15 protein-coding genes and 1 pseudogene are annotated in these 15,742 nt (G+C 58.2%); 10 read left to right on the top strand and 6 right to left on the bottom strand.

Annotated features, from left to right (window positions below):
• Positions 1–298: 298 nt before the first annotated feature.
• Positions 299–664, bottom strand: a complete 366-nt coding sequence (locus BF12_RS0110315) for a hypothetical protein (protein ID WP_024952207.1) — start codon at positions 662–664, stop codon at positions 299–301.
• Between the two features lie 271 nt (positions 665–935).
• Between BF12_RS0110315 and BF12_RS0110320 the strand changes: the two genes are divergently transcribed.
• Positions 936–1,721, top strand: coding sequence for a spermidine synthase (locus BF12_RS0110320; RefSeq protein ID WP_024952208.1), 786 nt, complete (start codon positions 936–938; stop codon positions 1,719–1,721).
• A gap of 153 nt (positions 1,722–1,874) precedes the next feature.
• Here the strand turns inward: BF12_RS0110320 and BF12_RS0110325 are convergent, their stop codons facing one another.
• On the bottom strand, positions 1,875–2,327 hold the full coding sequence (locus tag BF12_RS0110325; RefSeq protein ID WP_339379004.1) for a hemerythrin domain-containing protein: 453 nt from the start codon (positions 2,325–2,327) through the stop codon (positions 1,875–1,877).
• Positions 2,328–2,619: 292 nt separating this feature from the next.
• Here BF12_RS0110325 and BF12_RS22375 point away from each other — a divergent pair, with 292 nt between their 5' ends.
• The 5 genes and pseudogenes from BF12_RS22375 (at position 2,620) to BF12_RS0110345 (ending at position 7,547) form a co-directional block, all read left to right on the top strand.
• On the top strand, positions 2,620–2,859 hold the full coding sequence (locus BF12_RS22375) for a hypothetical protein (protein WP_211242429.1): 240 nt from the start codon (positions 2,620–2,622) through the stop codon (positions 2,857–2,859).
• On the top strand, positions 2,859–5,111 hold the full coding sequence (locus BF12_RS19620) for an FdhF/YdeP family oxidoreductase (protein ID WP_211242430.1): 2,253 nt from the start codon (positions 2,859–2,861) through the stop codon (positions 5,109–5,111). Before BF12_RS22375 ends, BF12_RS19620 begins: the two co-directional genes overlap by 1 nt.
• Before the next feature lie 480 nt (positions 5,112–5,591).
• A complete protein-coding gene (codB, locus tag BF12_RS0110340; protein WP_024952211.1) occupies positions 5,592–6,887 on the top strand; it encodes a cytosine permease in 1,296 nt (431 codons plus the stop codon).
• Positions 6,888–7,017: 130 nt separating this feature from the next.
• A pseudogene (locus BF12_RS23705) lies at positions 7,018–7,203 on the top strand (type II toxin-antitoxin system RelE/ParE family toxin).
• 14 nt (positions 7,204–7,217) lie between these two features.
• Complete coding sequence (locus tag BF12_RS0110345) at positions 7,218–7,547, top strand: HigA family addiction module antitoxin (protein WP_024952212.1); 330 nt, start codon at positions 7,218–7,220, stop codon at positions 7,545–7,547.
• Positions 7,548–7,676: 129 nt separating this feature from the next.
• Here the strand turns inward: BF12_RS0110345 and BF12_RS0110350 are convergent, their stop codons facing one another.
• From BF12_RS0110350 to BF12_RS0110365, 4 genes are all read right to left on the bottom strand, one after another.
• Positions 7,677–8,603: a DMT family transporter gene (locus BF12_RS0110350; protein ID WP_248623669.1), complete on the bottom strand. Its 927-nt coding sequence runs from the start codon at positions 8,601–8,603 to the stop codon at positions 7,677–7,679.
• A 141-nt stretch (positions 8,604–8,744) separates the two neighbouring features.
• Entirely contained in the window at positions 8,745–9,773 is a 1,029-nt protein-coding gene (locus tag BF12_RS0110355) for a DMT family transporter (protein WP_024952214.1), read from the bottom strand.
• Between the two features lie 153 nt (positions 9,774–9,926).
• Positions 9,927–10,661 carry an AraC family transcriptional regulator gene (locus BF12_RS0110360; RefSeq protein WP_024952215.1) on the bottom strand — a complete coding sequence of 245 codons (735 nt, stop codon included), beginning with the start codon at positions 10,659–10,661 and terminating at the stop codon, positions 9,927–9,929.
• A gap of 81 nt (positions 10,662–10,742) precedes the next feature.
• A complete protein-coding gene (locus tag BF12_RS0110365; protein ID WP_024952216.1) occupies positions 10,743–11,276 on the bottom strand; it encodes a hypothetical protein in 534 nt (177 codons plus the stop codon).
• 376 nt (positions 11,277–11,652) lie between these two features.
• Between BF12_RS0110365 and BF12_RS21165 the strand changes: the two genes are divergently transcribed.
• The 4 genes from BF12_RS21165 (at position 11,653) to BF12_RS19635 (ending at position 15,699) form a co-directional block, all read left to right on the top strand.
• On the top strand, positions 11,653–12,273 hold the full coding sequence (locus tag BF12_RS21165) for a sugar dehydrogenase complex small subunit (RefSeq protein WP_084488074.1): 621 nt from the start codon (positions 11,653–11,655) through the stop codon (positions 12,271–12,273).
• 242 nt (positions 12,274–12,515) lie between these two features.
• Positions 12,516–13,244: an FAD-dependent oxidoreductase gene (locus BF12_RS22380; RefSeq protein ID WP_211242431.1), complete on the top strand. Its 729-nt coding sequence runs from the start codon at positions 12,516–12,518 to the stop codon at positions 13,242–13,244.
• Positions 13,241–14,128, top strand: a complete 888-nt coding sequence (locus BF12_RS22385) for a GMC oxidoreductase (protein ID WP_211242432.1) — start codon at positions 13,241–13,243, stop codon at positions 14,126–14,128. Before BF12_RS22380 ends, BF12_RS22385 begins: the two co-directional genes overlap by 4 nt.
• Before the next feature lie 2 nt (positions 14,129–14,130).
• Entirely contained in the window at positions 14,131–15,699 is a 1,569-nt protein-coding gene (locus BF12_RS19635; protein WP_024952218.1) for a cytochrome c, read from the top strand.
• The last annotated feature ends 43 nt before the right edge of the window (positions 15,700–15,742 follow it).

Consider the following 15,742-nt stretch of genomic DNA (forward strand, 5'->3'; position numbering starts at 1 on the left):
TCGTTCGTTGCAACACAGGGGAAGTGCTGCAAGATGATAATTTTCTCAATGCAGGGATAAGAATAGATTAATAATGGCAGCCCTTTATGAAGGCTTGATGGGAAAGCGGTCAAGAGGGCGGTGCTCAATGGGCATGCGCACCGCTTGGCCCATTGAAAGTGGTATTACCATGCAACAGTGGCCACCGATCAGGGTGGCCACTGTTGGCTGTGCATCATGAGGTCTTGTCAGATCCTGATTCAGGCTCAAGGCGCATGTCAGGGGACTCTAGCGCACTGCCAGCATCAGGTCTCAAGTATCAAGAGACCACACCCTGAGTTTTGTCATGCACGGTGGCCGGTGTGCTGACACCTGCTGAGACGGAAGGGGCGCTGCCGATGATTTGCTCGCCGTCCATTTTCTCGAGTTCACCGTTTTCCACACCATGCAGCGGTGGAAGGTTGGCAGGGTCATGACCAGGGCCGGCCTCAAGGCTGGGCAGTGCGCTGCGGATGACGTCGGCGCACAGACGGCGATGTTCAACCATCAACAGGCCTTCGCGCTCAAGAAATTGCAGTAGTCTAGTCGCCGAGATCAACGCCACAACAGGATGAAGGTTACGAAAACGCTCCCCGACCTGTGAAGCACCGATCATCGTGAGTTGTTCTGGGTGTGTGTGCGGCATCGAAATGTCCCCTTATCGATTTCCGATGGATCGGAATACTCGGTCTGATGTGTTTCAAAAGCAGTATTAGAGAATCTGCGGAGATGTGCCAGCAATGATGTGCTCAGGTCGCTATTTTTCCTTGCATGCTGGCATGCGCGGCCTCGCGTACGAGACTGTCAGCAAGAGAATGTTAGGATAACGTCTCTTCAAGTCGTGCAGATGCCTGCCATGTCACGCAATGGTGAACTTTTCGCTCGTCTTCTGATTTTTCTCTTGTTCTGGATGTGCCATGAAACGTTTTGTGCTGCTTGATACTGCTCCGATTCCCGGCACGACAGATTCACTCTGTCTGTTTGAGTATGGCGAGGATTTCGTCATCAAGATCGAGAGTGGCAAGGGCGGTCAGTTGATGAACACTCGCATGCATGGCTCAGAAGATGCGCTGGCGGAGATACCGGCGCGCCTGTTGGCAAGCCGCACCTCGCAGCGTGTATTGATCGGCGGGCTGGGGATGGGCTTTACGCTGGCCTCGGCGCTCAAGCATTTCAAAGCCGATGCCGAGGTGGTCGTGGCTGAACTGGTGCCAGGGGTGGTGGCCTGGAATGACGGACCGCTGGGTGAAAAGGCGGGTTATCCGATCCGTGATGCGCGCACACGCATTGAAAATCGTGATGTGGCCGATGTGCTGCGTGAAGCGCCTGCCGGTTTCGATGCCATCATGCTGGATGTCGACAACGGCCCTGAAGGACTCACGGCGGACGACAATGACTGGCTTTACAGTGCAGAAGGGCTGGCGGTGTGTGCTCGTGCGCTACGTCCGAGCGGCATTCTGGCCGTGTGGTCGGCGAGTGCCGATCCGCGCTTCTCCCAGCGTCTCTCCAAGGCAGGTTTCAAGGCCAAGGCCGAGCAGGTCTACGCTCATGGCAGCGCCGGTGCCAAGCACACCATCTGGATTGCACGCTATGTGGGTCGTCCGAATGCCCAGGTAACTGCCCGTAAGTCGCGCGAGGACAAAGGCGGCCCGAAGGGGGCTCGCAAGCGCGGGGCAGTCGCTCGTCCAGCGCGTCGCAAGTAAGCCACGCGGCTAGCTTGGGCAGGGCGTCGCTCAGGTAGGAACGCAAGAGGGGCTGGCCATCATGGTCAGCCCCTCTTTTCATGACTGAGATGATGCTCTCCAGTCCTGTCGTTTATACGTAACAGTCAGCAGTGTCGTTGTGCCTATCACGCATCAGGCCTTTTCGCGGGCCTTCATGTCGGCGAGATATTCCTCTGCCAGCGTGTGCTTGGTGGCGTCATCAAGGGCACGCCCTGCCAGTTGGAACACTTCCTGCTCTTCTTCTTCCAGATGGTGTGTCACCAGGTGCTCAAGCTGCTTGGCCGTGGTCAGCCAGGCAGAGGAGCTGTAATCCGTCGCTTCGAGCTTTTCGACTAGCTCATCGATCTCATGGTGCTCTGCCACACTGTGACGCGCTTTCTCCTGCGTCATGTCATGTTCCATCATCGGGATATACAGCGCGCGCTCTTCGGCTCCGGCATGGTTGGCCAGCTCAGCCTTGAGACGTCCGAAGATGTCATCACGTGGGGTGCTGTCACCTTCCGTCTGTACCAGCATGCTCAACAAACGACGCTGTTCATCGTGGCTTTGACGCAAAGCTTCAAAAACGGTCATGTCAGTCTTCATGTCAGGATGTCCTCATCAGTGGGCATATCAGGCATGCGCGGCCGGTAGTCTGTGAAAAAGTGAAAAAGCCAAGAGAAGCATGCCCTGTGTCAGGTCTGTATAAGCTTGGTGACGATGTAGGGAAACTTCAAGGGGGGTATTGATACTGTTATCGGGAACGACTGTTCAGCGTTGGCGGTCCTTGAAAAGACACCTTGGCGGATGCATGGATCAGCTGATGCACCACTGCCAAGGATCAGATGGCGATGCCCCCCCTCTGATCCACGTCCTAGCTTTTACAGGAGTTCCTGATATGTCCACTGAATCCCGGACGGAGTCTGACGCTGATATGTCGTCGTCTTCGACGCAAGAAGACCCCATTTTGACTGCAGCGACAGAATTCAGTGACAAGGGCTCTTACGCACCGCCGCTTTCACGCTCGCTGGCGGGCAGTCAGGTGGATACGCCCCCCGGCGGTGGCTGGCCTTCGCTCAAGGCCGTCGAGAAATTCATCTGGCAAGCGCACCTGCCATCAAGGGGCACGCCAGTCTGATGAAGATGAACAAGCCGGACGGTTTCGTGTGTCCCAGCTGCGCCTGGCCCAATGGTGATAAGCCGAAGGGAGCCAACTTCTGCGAAAACGGTGCCAAAGCACTGGCGTGGGAGGCCACACATGCCCGCGTGAGTGATCAACTCTTCGCGGACAACACGCTGAGCGAACTGCGTGAGTGGACAGACCACCATCTCGAGCTTGAGGGCCGTCTGACGCATCCTTTGCGCTACAACGCAGCCTCGGATCGCTACGAAGTGGTGAGTTGGGAATCTGCCTATGCCGAGATTGGCGCACGACTCAAGGGCTACGATGATCCCAATGAGGTGGAGTTCTACACCTCGGGGCGTACCTCGAATGAAGCAGCGTTCCTGTTTTCGTTGCTGGGGCGCATGTACGGTACCAACAACTTCCCGGATTGCTCCAACATGTGCCACGAGACCACTTCGCGGGCCTTGCCGGAATCCATCGGCATCGGCAAGGCGACGGTCAATCTGGAGGATTTCAAGCAGGCCGATGCCATCTTCATCTTCGGCCAGAATAGCGGCACCAATAGCCCACGCATGCTGGGCGACCTGCACGAGGCGCGTGGCCGTGACGCTGAGGTCGTCACCTTCAATCCGCTGCGTGAGAGGGCGTTGGTCAGCTTCGCTGATCCGCAGTCGCCCAAGGACATGATGTCTGGCAAGGGCGTGGATATCAGTACGCAGTATCACCAGGTACGTATCGGTGGCGACATGGCGGCGATTCAGGCCATGTGCAAGTACGTGATCGAAGCGGATGATGCGCTGCAGGTGCGAGACCCTCATGCGCAGCGTTATCTGGATCACGACTTCATCGCGCAGCATACCCATGGGTTCGAGGCCTTCGCCGATCACTGCCGCTCGCTTGATTGGGATACGCTGGTCGAGACCTCGGGGCTATCGCGTCAGTCACTGGAGCAGGCGGGACGTACCTATCTGGAAGCTGAGCGAGTCATCTGCTGCTGGGGGATGGGCATCACTCAGCATGCACGCGGTGGCGATACCATCCAGCAGATCGTCAACCTGTTGTTGCTGCGCGGCAATATCGGCAAGCCGGGGGCGGGGCCGTGTCCGGTACGTGGGCATTCCAACGTGCAGGGCGATCGCACGGTGGGGATAGAGAACCTGCCCAAGGATGAGATGCTCGATGCCTTCGATCGCGTCTTTGACATCCAGTGCCCGCGCGCGCCGGGGCACGATGTCTCGGAATGCTGTGAGGCGATCCTGCGTGGAGAGGTACGTGCCTTCATCGGCATGGGCGGCAATTTCTTCCGTGCCATTCCTGATCAGAAGCGCGTGGTTGACAAGGTGCGTGAGCTCGACATGACCGTGCACATCGCCACCAAGCTCAATCGCAGTCACCTGCATCCCGGCAAGCATGGCTGGGTGCTGCCGACACTTGGTCATAGTGAGCGAGATCTGCAGGCCGGTGCCGATGGCAAGGGCGCGGAGCAAACCACCAGTGTCGAGGATGGCATGTGCAACGTGGCGCCATCGCGCGGTGTGATGGCGCCGGCAGACCCGAGCATGCACTCGGAAATCGCCATCACCTGTCAGCTGGCCAAGGCGGCCTTGCCGGCGCATCCGACGCTCGACTGGGACTGGCTTCAGGCGGATTACGCGCGCATCCGTGAGCGTATCGAAGCGGTCTTTCCCCAGATATTCCCGGACTACAACGCACGCCTGGCGCAGGGCGGCTTTCATATTCGTATCGCGCCGCGTGAACGCATCTGGCATACCGAGACTCAGCGCGCCAATTTCCTGTTCCCCGAGGGCCTGGGGACGGATGAAGCCGAGCTTGACAAGGTCACGCACCAGACGTTGGATCTCGACAGTACTTTCCTGTTGATCACCATGCGCGGCCATGATCAGTTCAATACCACCATCTATTCCTACGATGACCGCTACCGTGATGTCTATGGCACCCGCATGGCGGTGATGATCAGCCCGCAGGATCTAAAAACGCTGGGACTGTCGGAAGGTCAGCGCGTGACATTGCACACGGTCAGTGACGATGGCATCGAGCGCAGCGTACCCGGCTTCAGGCTCAAGGCGTATGACATCCCTAGCGGTTGCCTGGCGGCGTACTACCCTGAGACCAACGATCTGATCCCGCTGGGCCACCGTGATGCTCGTAGCAATACACCAGCTTCCAAGTCTGTGCCCGTGCGGATTGAGTTGATGAGCAGTGAGGAGATCAACGCGAGTGAAGGAGTGCTGGCTAGCGCCTGAAGGTGTGGTTGCTGAAAAAGTGCATGTTGAACACTGCGACAGGTTATGGAGTCCCTGATAGACCGAGGCATTTGCCATAGGGCATGACTCGCACGATGTCAGGGGCATCGCAAGACGCACCATGGTGGTGCGTCTTGCGATCTTGTGCGGTAAATCGGCACATTTCTCCTCCATGTTGATCGGTTTATGCCACTTCTTTGGCTTGGCGGTTTTCTACGCTGTTGTCACGAGGAAGATTATTTTCGGCGAGCAGAAGGCTTGCCAACTTGACGCTAGAGACAGCTTTGGTGGCCAGTGTTGCGGCGGGGGCTGACGGCGGAAACGCAAGGGTGGCCCGATTCTTGCCATCTGATATCGTGCTCCGCGTTGACGCGACCAGGGAGCCTGAGCGACGAGGCTCCGGGCGCTGTCGAGACATGTCATGGACTCACCACTACAAGGCTCGACGCTGCGGCGATCAAGCCACCAAGGAACCCTCTCATGGCTGACCACATTTCCCACGCTGCCACGTCGATGGCGGCAGAGGCTGGCAACGACTACCCCCTGAGTGAAGTGCCAAGCTCGGCACGTCGTGGCCTGCTGTCCACCTCGATGGTACTGCTCGGCTTCACCTTCTTCACTGCGACGATGTGGGCCGGTGGCAGTCTTGGTTCCGCCTTTGCCCTCAGCGAGCTTGTCTGGATCATCGTGATCGGCAATCTGCTGCTGGGCGGCTATGCGGCGGCGTTGGCGTATATCGCCTGCAAGAGTGGCCTGAATTCGGTGTTGATGGGTCGCCTGTGCTTCGGGCAGAAGGGCAGCCGCCTGTCGGACATCGTACTCGGCTTCACTCAGATTGGCTGGTACGCCTGGGGTACCGCGACCATTGCCATCGTGCTGGTCAAGACGCTGTCACTGCCACAGTGGCTGACCATTCCACTGATGGTGGTGTTTGGCTTCGCCTTCTGTCTGACCGCCATGATCGGTTATCGCGGGTTGGACATGCTGTCACGTCTTGCTGTCCCGGCAATGCTGCTGTTCATCCTGTTCAGCCTCTATACCGGCATGGTCGATATCGGCGGCATGTCAGGACTGGCCTCGATTGTCCCGAGCGAGAGCATGAGTTGGACGGCTGCCATCACCGCCGTCATCGGCACCTTTATCAGTGGTGGGACGCAAGCGACCAACTGGAGCCGCTTTGCTCGCACACCACGTATCGCCGTGATTGCGACGCTGGCGGCCTTCTTCGTCGGCAATGGCCTGATGGTGCTGACGGGCGCGCTCGGCGCGATGATCTATCAGCAGGCCGATATCGTCGATGTGATGATTGCTCAGGGGCTGGTGAGTCTCGCCGTACTGATGCTGTTCCTGAATATCTGGACCACGCAGGACAACACCATCTACAACTTCGCGATTGCCGGCTGCAACCTGCTGCGCACCCCGCATCGCCAACGTGTCACCTTGGTAGGTGCCGCCATCGGTACGCTGCTGGCTGTGCTGGGCATGTATGAATGGCTGATCCCGTTCCTGATTCTGCTCGGTACCTTCATTCCGCCGATCGGTGGCGTGATCATGGCCAACTTCTGGCTTGGTCATCGTGGCAAATATCCGCGTCTCGCCGAGATGTCACAGGTTGATTATCACTGGCCTGGCCTTGCGGCCTATGCCATCGCCTGCCTGTGTGCCTGGGCTTCGCCCTTCATGCCGCCAGTTGTCGGGGTCGTGGTCGCCTTCGTCGTCTATGGCGCACTGCTCAAGCTCTCCAAGGTCGAGCTCGCCAACAAGACCGCTGCATAAGTGTCTGAACGTCTTTACTGAAGAGATAATCGCCCAATGAGCCATGGACTTGTTGGGCGTTTTTTGTGGCTGCAGATAGACTTTATGCACAGTGTCGTTGTGCATAGAATGATGGTATCGCAAGGTACAGATCCTCGATGCTGCGACTCAGGAATCTGACTTGAGGATTCCACCAGGAAATCGCTTTGAGCATCTCCAGGGTAATCTCGCAGGCTGGTGTTAGATTCGCATCAACAAACAGTATCGATTGATCTTTCGCTGGGTAGAGGGTGTTGCCCACGATACATATCTAGACCCGTATGCTTACAAGGGCTAGAGGAGGTGGCAGTCATGAGAAATACCAAGCGGCGTCCCTTGACGGTAGGCCAGATGTTGGCGGTAAAGTTTCTGGAGCCGATGAATATCGACATTCGTACTCTAGCCGAGGCGATGGGGGTTCATAGAAATACGCTGAGCCGTATCGTGCACGACAAGGGGACATTGACGGCTCCGATGGCGATCAAGCTGGCGGCTGCGTTGGGCAATACGCCGGAGTTCTGGCTCAATATCAAGCACGCCGTGGAGCTCTGGGATGTGCGCCATCGTGCCTACGCGCAGGATGCCAAGGGTGTACGTCGCATAACGCCGAAAGCTGATGCCGGCGAGCTGGTCTCCAGCTAGCGCACCGATTAGATGGTTGTCCGAGCCAGCAAGGTATCTGCGCAGCAATGAAAAGACCCAGCCTGATTGTCAGGCTGGGTCTTTTTGCTTTCTGTACCTCGGGAATCTTTACTGAGCAGGGCGTGTTTTTCAGGCTGTTTTCGGCTTCACCTGAATCACCAGGCACACGGCGATCAGCGCCATGCCGAGCCAGCCGAGTGGGGCGATATGCTCTCCGACGATAGTAACGGCGAGCAGGGCAGCCACGAGTGGCTCGAACAATGTCAGCAACGTGGCTTTGCTGGCGGCGATGGTCTTGAGACCGTAGCCGAAGGCGAGATAGCCGAGGAACATCGGCACCAGTGCCATGTAGAGCGCTACGCTGGTGTTGCCAAGCGTAGCGAACAGGCGTGGGTCGGAAAACAGCATGCTCAACCCTAGACCTGCGATTAGCGCGATACCGGCGACGCCGAACAGACTACCCATGGCAGCGCGTGCGTGGGTGCCACGGTCCATCATACGTCGTGCGATCAGGGAGTAGGCGGCGTAGGTCACGCCGGCGATGATGCCCAGCACGATACCGGCCAGCCGTTGCCATTCTTCGCTGGGCTCACCTCTCGCATTGAGCTCACTGGCTGAGGCAACGGTGACTCCATGACTGGCTGTTTCATCCATCGCCATCATCACCACGCCGGCTATGCCCAGCGCGAGGCTGATATACCAGCTCAGCGTGAGTCGGTGGTTGCCGAACAGGCGCTCGAGAATCGCCGCTGCCAGTGGCGCCGTCGCGATGGTGATCACCGTGCCAATGGCGACGCCAGCCAGATGCATGGAGGAGTAGAAGGCCAGCGGATAGATGACGACACAGACTGCGCCGAGCAACACCAGCCGTTTCTGAGCCAACAGCAGCTCCAGACACCCCAGAATGTTGGGGCGTGCGATCAATGCCTGCAGCATGCCACCGACGCCCATGGCAAAGGCGCCAGTCGCCAGCGGGCTGACATCCTGATTGAAGTGGGCTGCCGTGCCAGTGGTGCCCCACAGCAGCGCGGCAAACAGTACCGCGAGGCTTCCCATGTCGGTGGACCTTGAAGGTGCTGCAATATTGGAGTGTGCCGTTGTCATTCTGCTGCCCTTTTCATGTCAATACTGCGGCTTAATCATGGCCGATAGTCTGGTCGGTACCTTGGCCAACAAGTGTGCTAAAACCACTTTCGCTCAATGTGACGAGGTATCATGAATGTTCAATGCCCCAGGCTCTGCCTGATGCCTTGTCATCGCGGCCTGTGACGTCTGCGAACGCAATTGCAGCATCAGGCACGTCATGATCAGCACCATGCCGACGGCACCCATCAGCGTGAATTGTTCGCCTACCACGATGACGGCCAGCAGGCCGGCGACCAGCGGCTCGAACATCGTCAGTACGGTGACCCGACTGATGGGCACGCAGGCGAGTCCACGCCCGAAGATCAAGCTGGCCAACAGCATCGGGGTCAATGCCATGTACACAGCGACCGTGGCGTTCACCGGCGTGGCGAACAGGCGAGGATTGATGAACAGACAGCTGATCGCTAGGCCGATCAACAACATCACTCCTGCGATGCCGAACATCGCGCCCATGGCGGCGCGCCGGTGGATGCCCAACAGCATCATGCGTCGTGCTAGCAGGGAGTAGGTGGCGTAGCTGACGCCGGCAAGTATTCCCAGCCCGATGCCGATGAGCTTGTGGCTTTCCTGTGCGAAGCCAGTGGCATCTGCCGGCATTGATGCATCAGGAAGGCGTGTCTCGCCCATGGCCATCAGGCCCACACCGACCATGCCCAGCATCAACGCTGCATACCAGCGTGCACTGACCTGCTTGCGGTCCAGCACATACTCCAGGATGACTGCCGCCAACGGTGCCGTGGCAATGGTGATGACGGTTCCCATCGCCACACCGGTGTATTCCATCGCGGAATAGAACGCCAGGGGATAGACGATGATGAAGAGCGCAGCCCACAGGATGAGGTGCTTGTGGACGAGCAGTGTGGCTAGCTCAGCGCGCAGGATTCTGCGCGATAGCACTGCCTGCAATATGCCACCAAAGCCCATGGCAAAGGCGCCGGTCGCCAGTGGACTGACATCCTGATTGAAGTGGGCGGCGGTACCGGTCGTGCCCCATAACAAGGCTGCCGTGAGGACGGAGAGGTTGCCGACCTGGCGTTGGAGGGCAGGGCCCAAGGACGTATGGGAGAAGGAGTGCTGCATGGTGGGTGACTCGCAATGAAGTGTGTCTCGGTGAAGACGAGATTACGCTTCATTGCGGAAAGATATTGTGCTGAAGCTACGCTCTGACCTGCCGAGAGAAGCAAAGCGTCATATGCCCATACGTCAGAGAAAACGAGAATTCAGGCAGAAATCTCAATCAGTCGCTGGCGTGAGGCTGGAATATTGGCGTGTCATCTCACGCGGGGATTGCCCGAAATAGCAGGAAAAGCGTCGCGAGAAGGCGGAGAGGTTCTGGTAGCCGACGGCCTCGGCGACTTGCTGGACGCTCAGGTCGGTATGGATCAATTGGGCACGGGCGCGCTCCATGCGTCTTGCAGTCAGGTACTGCTTGACGCTGATCCCCAGGCTGTCGCGAAACACCTTGTGGAATTGGGTCGGGCTCAAGTGAGCCAGCCTGGCCAGTGATGCGACGTCGTGGGGTTGGTCAAGCTGTGCCTTCATGGTATCCAGGACTCTCAGGAGTCGCCGATCGACTCGATGATCGCAGGTCTGCTTCTCCAGCAAGCCGAGAAACAGCGCGATCGACAGCTGGTCGATATTTCTGTCTACCTCACCCTGCAGCTGGGCTTCGAGGAACAGCAGGTAATTCATCAGCAGAGTGCTGATCGAGAACACCACTCGCTGAGACGCTGCGAGGTTGTCGGGCAGAGAGTCGAGATCGGCGACGATGAAGCGCGCGGCATCCTTGGCATGAAACAGGTGCGATTCACCGGGGCGAATGATGACGCACTCCCCGGTGACCACCGTGCCCTGATGGCTGCCGACCTGGATATCGAGATGCCCGCGAATCGGCAGCACCAGCTGGTGCTGCTCATGGTCATGTACGGTGGCCTGCGAGGTATAGGCTCGCAGCGAGAGTGTCGTCATGGTGCTGTGGCCATCGTCAGGCGGTGAATGCGAATGAGAGCAGCCGTGCTAGTGGCAGTGAGATCAGGAGTGAGAATGCTGTCAGCGACTCAGCTCGATGCTGCGGGTCTGGCCACGGCCTACCTGAACCTGACTCAGTATCAGTGGGCTGCGGGTGCCATCGGGTAGCTTGATGACGCCTGCGACATAGAAGGTGCCAGAGGGCAGGCCAGTGGCATTGAAGTAGCCATTGCTATCAGTGCGCACGATGTGGGTATACGCCTGAGCACGGGAGTCGGCGCGTTCAACAGTCTTGCCAGATAGGGCTAGTTCAGCCGCTTCTGCCGAATAGGTGGTGACAGGCGCGACCGAGATGCCATCGCCGTTGGCATAGACCGTCTGGCCCTGCCAGTCGTAGGACATGCGGCCTTTGATGGCGGAGCTGCCGGTCTTTTCAAGCTCGGCGTATTCGGCTTCAGGGAAGGCAACCGTGCGCTCGACGCGTTGCTCGCTGGGCTCTGTGATGCCGAAGTCGGGCATGGAGATGCTGTCGGCAATGCGCGTGGCACTTTCGCAACCGGCAAGTGCTGCCGTGCAGAGCAGCAGGGCAAGGGGAGTACGCAATTGGCGAAGCATGATGGGCCTTCCTCGAAGAAGATGATGTACCGATGGCGGCTGATGGACGCAGCGAGTCACAAGGGCCACCTTGATAGCGCCATCCTACTGGGCTGGCGGGGTTCAGGAAACTGTCAGTGGTAACCGACATGTCTGTGAGCAAAGAGCATCGTCGCTCCAGGGTGGCGCTTGTGGCATCTGCCTATACTTCCTCTCATGCTATTTGGTGTGTTGTCAGGCAGCCTATGAGATTTCTAAAGCAGAAAAGCATTATTAATTAGACCTTTGTCTATTAATAGGAGACAGTTGTCTCCATTCATACATCGTTAATATTTGCGTGGCTACCTGAGGGTATATCGCAAGCTCGTTATCGAGTTTTCATTCTTCGGAGAGTCGCATGCCCACATGTGAAGAGCGTATTCCGCACCAGGTCTCAAGGCGACAGACTGATCATCACGGCGAGCCCCACGGCGCTACTCCCGCGAGTCCGTCACGCCGTCATCTGCTCAAGCTAGGTATTTCGGGAGTGGGTGTGGCGGCACTTTCCAGCCTGTCACTGTCCGCGTTGGCGGCCAGTGTCGCCTCATCAGAGGAAGCATCCGCTGATGCGACGGATGCCTCTGCCTTCTCGGCATTCATGACTTTGTCAGCTTGGCTATTGAGCGACAAGACGCTGGATGAGCGTCTGGGACAGCGCTTCTTTGAGGCGATGGTACGCATTCCCGCCACCAATGTGCCCGGCATGGGCAGCTTGCCAGCCTTGAAGAAAAAGCTGCTGGCACTTGGCGAAGCGCGTGACTATCTGAAGGATGATGATCTTGAGGCGTCCGAGATGCAGCTGGTGCGGCGGGTGCTTCAGGCATGGATGCTGGGCACTGTCGGCACGGCGATTGATGACCCGGCTGCCGAAGTGATCGCCTATGAGTACGCCGCCATGTATGCCGGCCCGCGCGATGTGCAGGTCATCCGCACCTATTGCCCCAACCAGCCGGGGTTCTGGACGCAGCGTCCTGAGTGATGCCGTCTGCTGACTGCGCCCTGGATCATCAGTCCTGACACTGTCGATCTAATCGGGCGTATGCCGTGCGCTGCTGAAGCACTTGAGAGCAAGCACTTGAGAGCAAGCACTTGAGAATCAGTGCCTGAGATAAGTGCTTCAGCAAATGCCGGACCGTTATTCCCTATTGCTGCCCCCTTGAGACGTGAAGTTTCCGCTCAAGGCCTACGCACTAAAAGATGTCCCCCTGAGGAGAAACCTGCATGGCTGCGGAATCCCATTCGCACGATGCCGATGTGATCATCGTCGGTTCTGGTGTCGCTGGCGCCCTGATTGCTCACCGGCTTGCCGAAGCTGGAAAATCAGTGATCATGCTCGAGGCTGGCCCTCGCATGCAGCGTTGGCAAATTGTCGAGCGCTTCCGCAATCAGGCCGACAAGATGGACTTCATGGGCCCTTATCCGGCCAGCAAGGCCGCGCCTCACCCGATGCTTTACGGCGAGAATGCCAATTATCTGGTGCAGAAGGGCGAACACCCATATGACGCGCAATATATCCGTGCCGTTGGCGGCACGACCTGGCATTGGGCGGCGTCCGCATGGCGCTTTCTGCCCAGCGACTTTCGCCTGAAAAGCGAATACGGCGTCGGATTGGATTGGCCGATCGCCTATGAGGACATTGAGTCCTATTATTTTCGCGCAGAAGTGGCATTGGGTGTCTGGGGGCCGAACGATGTCGATCTCGGTAGCCCGCGAAGTGCTGACTATCCGATGGCGCCGTTGCCGCTGTCCTGGAACGAGCAGCGCGTCAGTGATCGCATCAACCCCCATGGTTTCGATATGGTCACCGAGCCGGTCGCACGCAATAGTCGTCCGTATGACGATCGCCCAACCTGCTGTGGCAACAATAACTGCATGCCGATCTGTCCGATTGGGGCCATGTATTCCGGCATCATCCACGTTGAGAAGCTGAACGCGCGGGCGCCAAGTTGATTGATAATGCTGTTGTCCATCATCTGGAAAGTGATGAGAGCGGGACTATCCGAGAAGTGCGCTATCTCGACCCCGCGGGCAAGGAGCACCGCCTGAGCGCGCGGCGTGTCGTACTGGCAGCCAATGGCATCGAGACGCCCAAGCTGATGCAGATGTCGGTGAATGCACATACACCGGACGGCGTGGGCAACCAGAATGACATGGTGGGCCGTCACCTGATGGATCACCCGGGGACTGGCGTCAGCTTCCTGGCGGATGAAACGCTCTGGGCCGGCCGCGGTCCGCAGGAGATGACCTCGATCATTACCTGGCGCGATGGTGACTTCCGCAGTGAATATTCCTCCAAGAAGCTGCATCTCTCGAACATGGCGCGTACACAGCAGATGACGACGGAGGTGTTGTCCGAAACACCGCTGCGTCTTGGCGCCGAATTGCAGGCACAGATCGATAATCGTGCTAGCCGCTTTGTGCAGTTTGATAGCTTCCATGAGTTACTGCCGGAGCCGAGCAATCGCATCACTCCGTCGAAAAAACGTGACGCACTTGGCCTGCCAAGGCCAGAATTCCGTTATGCTATAGATGATTACGTCAAGCGCAGCGCCGTGCATACCCGTGAACAATATGCACGTATCGCTCAGCTGATGGGAGGCACGGACATCGCGTTCCGTGACGAATTCTCCAACAACCAGCATATCTGCGGTACGACCCTGATGGGAGACAATCCCAAGCAGTCCGTGGTGGACCGCGATTGCCGTGTGCATGGCCATGACAACCTGTTTGTCGCCAGCTCCGGCTGCATGCCGACCGTTGGGTCGGTCAATTGCACCCTGACCATCGCGGCCTTGTCTCTCCGTATCGCCGATCAGCTAGAACAGGAAATGTGAGTATGGACCAGCCAGGTCGTAACGCCGTGAATGATGAGAGTATTGCCAAGAAACGCCTGATGGTCCGCCCTACGCATCGCCATCTGGGAAGCGCCATTCGTCTTGCGGCATTTGCCGGTGTCAGCACGCTGCTGTTGAGTGGTTGTGGCAACGGTGAAGATGAGCATGTCAAGCAGGTTGAGGCTGACAAGGCAGCAACCAGTGACTCAGCGCTGATCAAGCAAGGCCTTTATATGGCGCAGGCCAGTGACTGTGCCGCCTGTCACACGACCGAGGATGGTGAAGACTACGCAGGTGGCCTCACGTTCGAGACACCGGTCGGCGAGATTTTCTCCACCAATATCACACCGGACACTGAGCACGGTATTGGTAACTACACCCTTGAGGAATACACCCGTGTATTGCGCGAAGGTGAAGCCGCTGATGGCCATAATCTCTACCCGGCGATGCCGTTCCCATCCTACGCGCGCCTGACGGATGACGACATCAAGGCGCTGTATGCGTGGAACATGCATGATGTAGAGCCGAGCAGCACACCGAATCGTGAAAGCGAGATTCCGTTCCCGCTCAACATGCGTTGGCCGATGGGATTGTGGGAGGAGATCTTCTCGCCGTTGGAGCCGTGGCAGGATACCGCAGACAAGAGTGCTGACTGGAATCGCGGTGCCTATCTGGTGCAGGGGCCGGGTCACTGTGGCAGCTGTCACACTGAGCGCGGCCTCGCCTTCCAGGAGAAGGCGCTGACTGGCGATGAGGAGGGTTACCTCGGTGGTGCGATGATTGAAGGCTGGCGCGCCTTCAACCTGACGCCAGACATCAAGGATGGCCTGGGCAGCTGGAGCGAGCAGGATATTGTCACCTATCTCTCGACCGGCAACCTGAAGGGCAAGGCGCAGGCAGGTGGTCCGATGGCGGATGTCATCACCCACTCCATGCGTCATATGACTGACGAAGACCTCAACGCGATGGCGGTCTATCTGAAGTCGCTGCCGGCGCTGAATGGCAAGGGCGAGCAGGGCGAAGCGGTCAATGATGACGATCGCAAGGCTGAAGCTGCGAAGTCCTCTGAGAAGCAGGCCGACGACAAGGGCTCGCAAGATACCCCGCAGGTCGCGACTCGTTTCAATCAGGGCGCGCCGGCTGACGATGTGCTGTTGCTGCGCGGTCAGCCGCTGGACAAGCGTCCGGATGACGAGGACCTCATTGGTCAGCTGACAGAGGCCACGCCTGGCGTGCGCCTGTATCTGGGCCACTGCGCCATGTGTCACGGTGCTGATGGCGCAGGGACGCAGGATGGCTACTATCCGTCACTGTTCCACAACAGTGTTACCGGCAGCGTCTATCCGGATAATCTGGCGCAGGCCATTCTCAATGGTGTGCAACGTGAGAACAATGGCCACAGCGTCTTCATGCCGGCCTTTGACACCAGCCTGACCGATGATGAGCTGATCAATCTGATGGACTACCTGGAAAACCGTTTCGGCGAAGGTCATCAAGCCAAGACACTGGCAGCGCCGGATACGCGCCGTCAGCAGCTGAGCGATAAGCTCGAAGACTGGCGCGGCGAGTAAGTGCCACAGACCGGTGCTCACTCGATGAGCGCCGGTCTGTCGT

The sequence above is a fragment of the Cobetia crustatorum genome, from assembly GCF_000591415.1.
Classification (GTDB): domain Bacteria; phylum Pseudomonadota; class Gammaproteobacteria; order Pseudomonadales; family Halomonadaceae; genus Cobetia; species Cobetia crustatorum.

Bases quoted from the DNA above. Each gene is read 5' to 3' on its own strand.
- BF12_RS0110365 (WP_024952216.1), bottom strand. From the start codon at position 11,276: ATGCTTCGCCAATTGCGTACTCCCCTTGCCCTGCTGCTCTGCACGGCA.
- BF12_RS19620 (WP_211242430.1), top strand. From the start codon at position 2,859: ATGAAGATGAACAAGCCGGACGGTTTCGTGTGTCCCAGCTGCGCCTGG.
- BF12_RS22380 (WP_211242431.1), top strand. From the start codon at position 12,516: ATGGCTGCGGAATCCCATTCGCACGATGCCGATGTGATCATCGTCGGT.
- codB (WP_024952211.1), top strand. From the start codon at position 5,592: ATGGCTGACCACATTTCCCACGCTGCCACGTCGATGGCGGCAGAGGCT.
- BF12_RS0110345 (WP_024952212.1), top strand. From the start codon at position 7,218: ATGAGAAATACCAAGCGGCGTCCCTTGACGGTAGGCCAGATGTTGGCG.
- BF12_RS0110350 (WP_248623669.1), bottom strand. From the start codon at position 8,603: ATGGGAAGCCTCGCGGTACTGTTTGCCGCGCTGCTGTGGGGCACCACT.
- BF12_RS22375 (WP_211242429.1), top strand. From the start codon at position 2,620: ATGTCCACTGAATCCCGGACGGAGTCTGACGCTGATATGTCGTCGTCT.
- BF12_RS21165 (WP_084488074.1), top strand. From the start codon at position 11,653: ATGCCCACATGTGAAGAGCGTATTCCGCACCAGGTCTCAAGGCGACAG.
- BF12_RS0110325 (WP_339379004.1), bottom strand. From the start codon at position 2,327: ATGAAGACTGACATGACCGTTTTTGAAGCTTTGCGTCAAAGCCACGAT.
- BF12_RS0110315 (WP_024952207.1), bottom strand. From the start codon at position 664: ATGCCGCACACACACCCAGAACAACTCACGATGATCGGTGCTTCACAG.
- BF12_RS0110320 (WP_024952208.1), top strand. From the start codon at position 936: ATGAAACGTTTTGTGCTGCTTGATACTGCTCCGATTCCCGGCACGACA.
- BF12_RS0110360 (WP_024952215.1), bottom strand. From the start codon at position 10,661: ATGACGACACTCTCGCTGCGAGCCTATACCTCGCAGGCCACCGTACAT.
- BF12_RS19635 (WP_024952218.1), top strand. From the start codon at position 14,131: ATGGACCAGCCAGGTCGTAACGCCGTGAATGATGAGAGTATTGCCAAG.
- BF12_RS0110355 (WP_024952214.1), bottom strand. From the start codon at position 9,773: ATGCAGCACTCCTTCTCCCATACGTCCTTGGGCCCTGCCCTCCAACGC.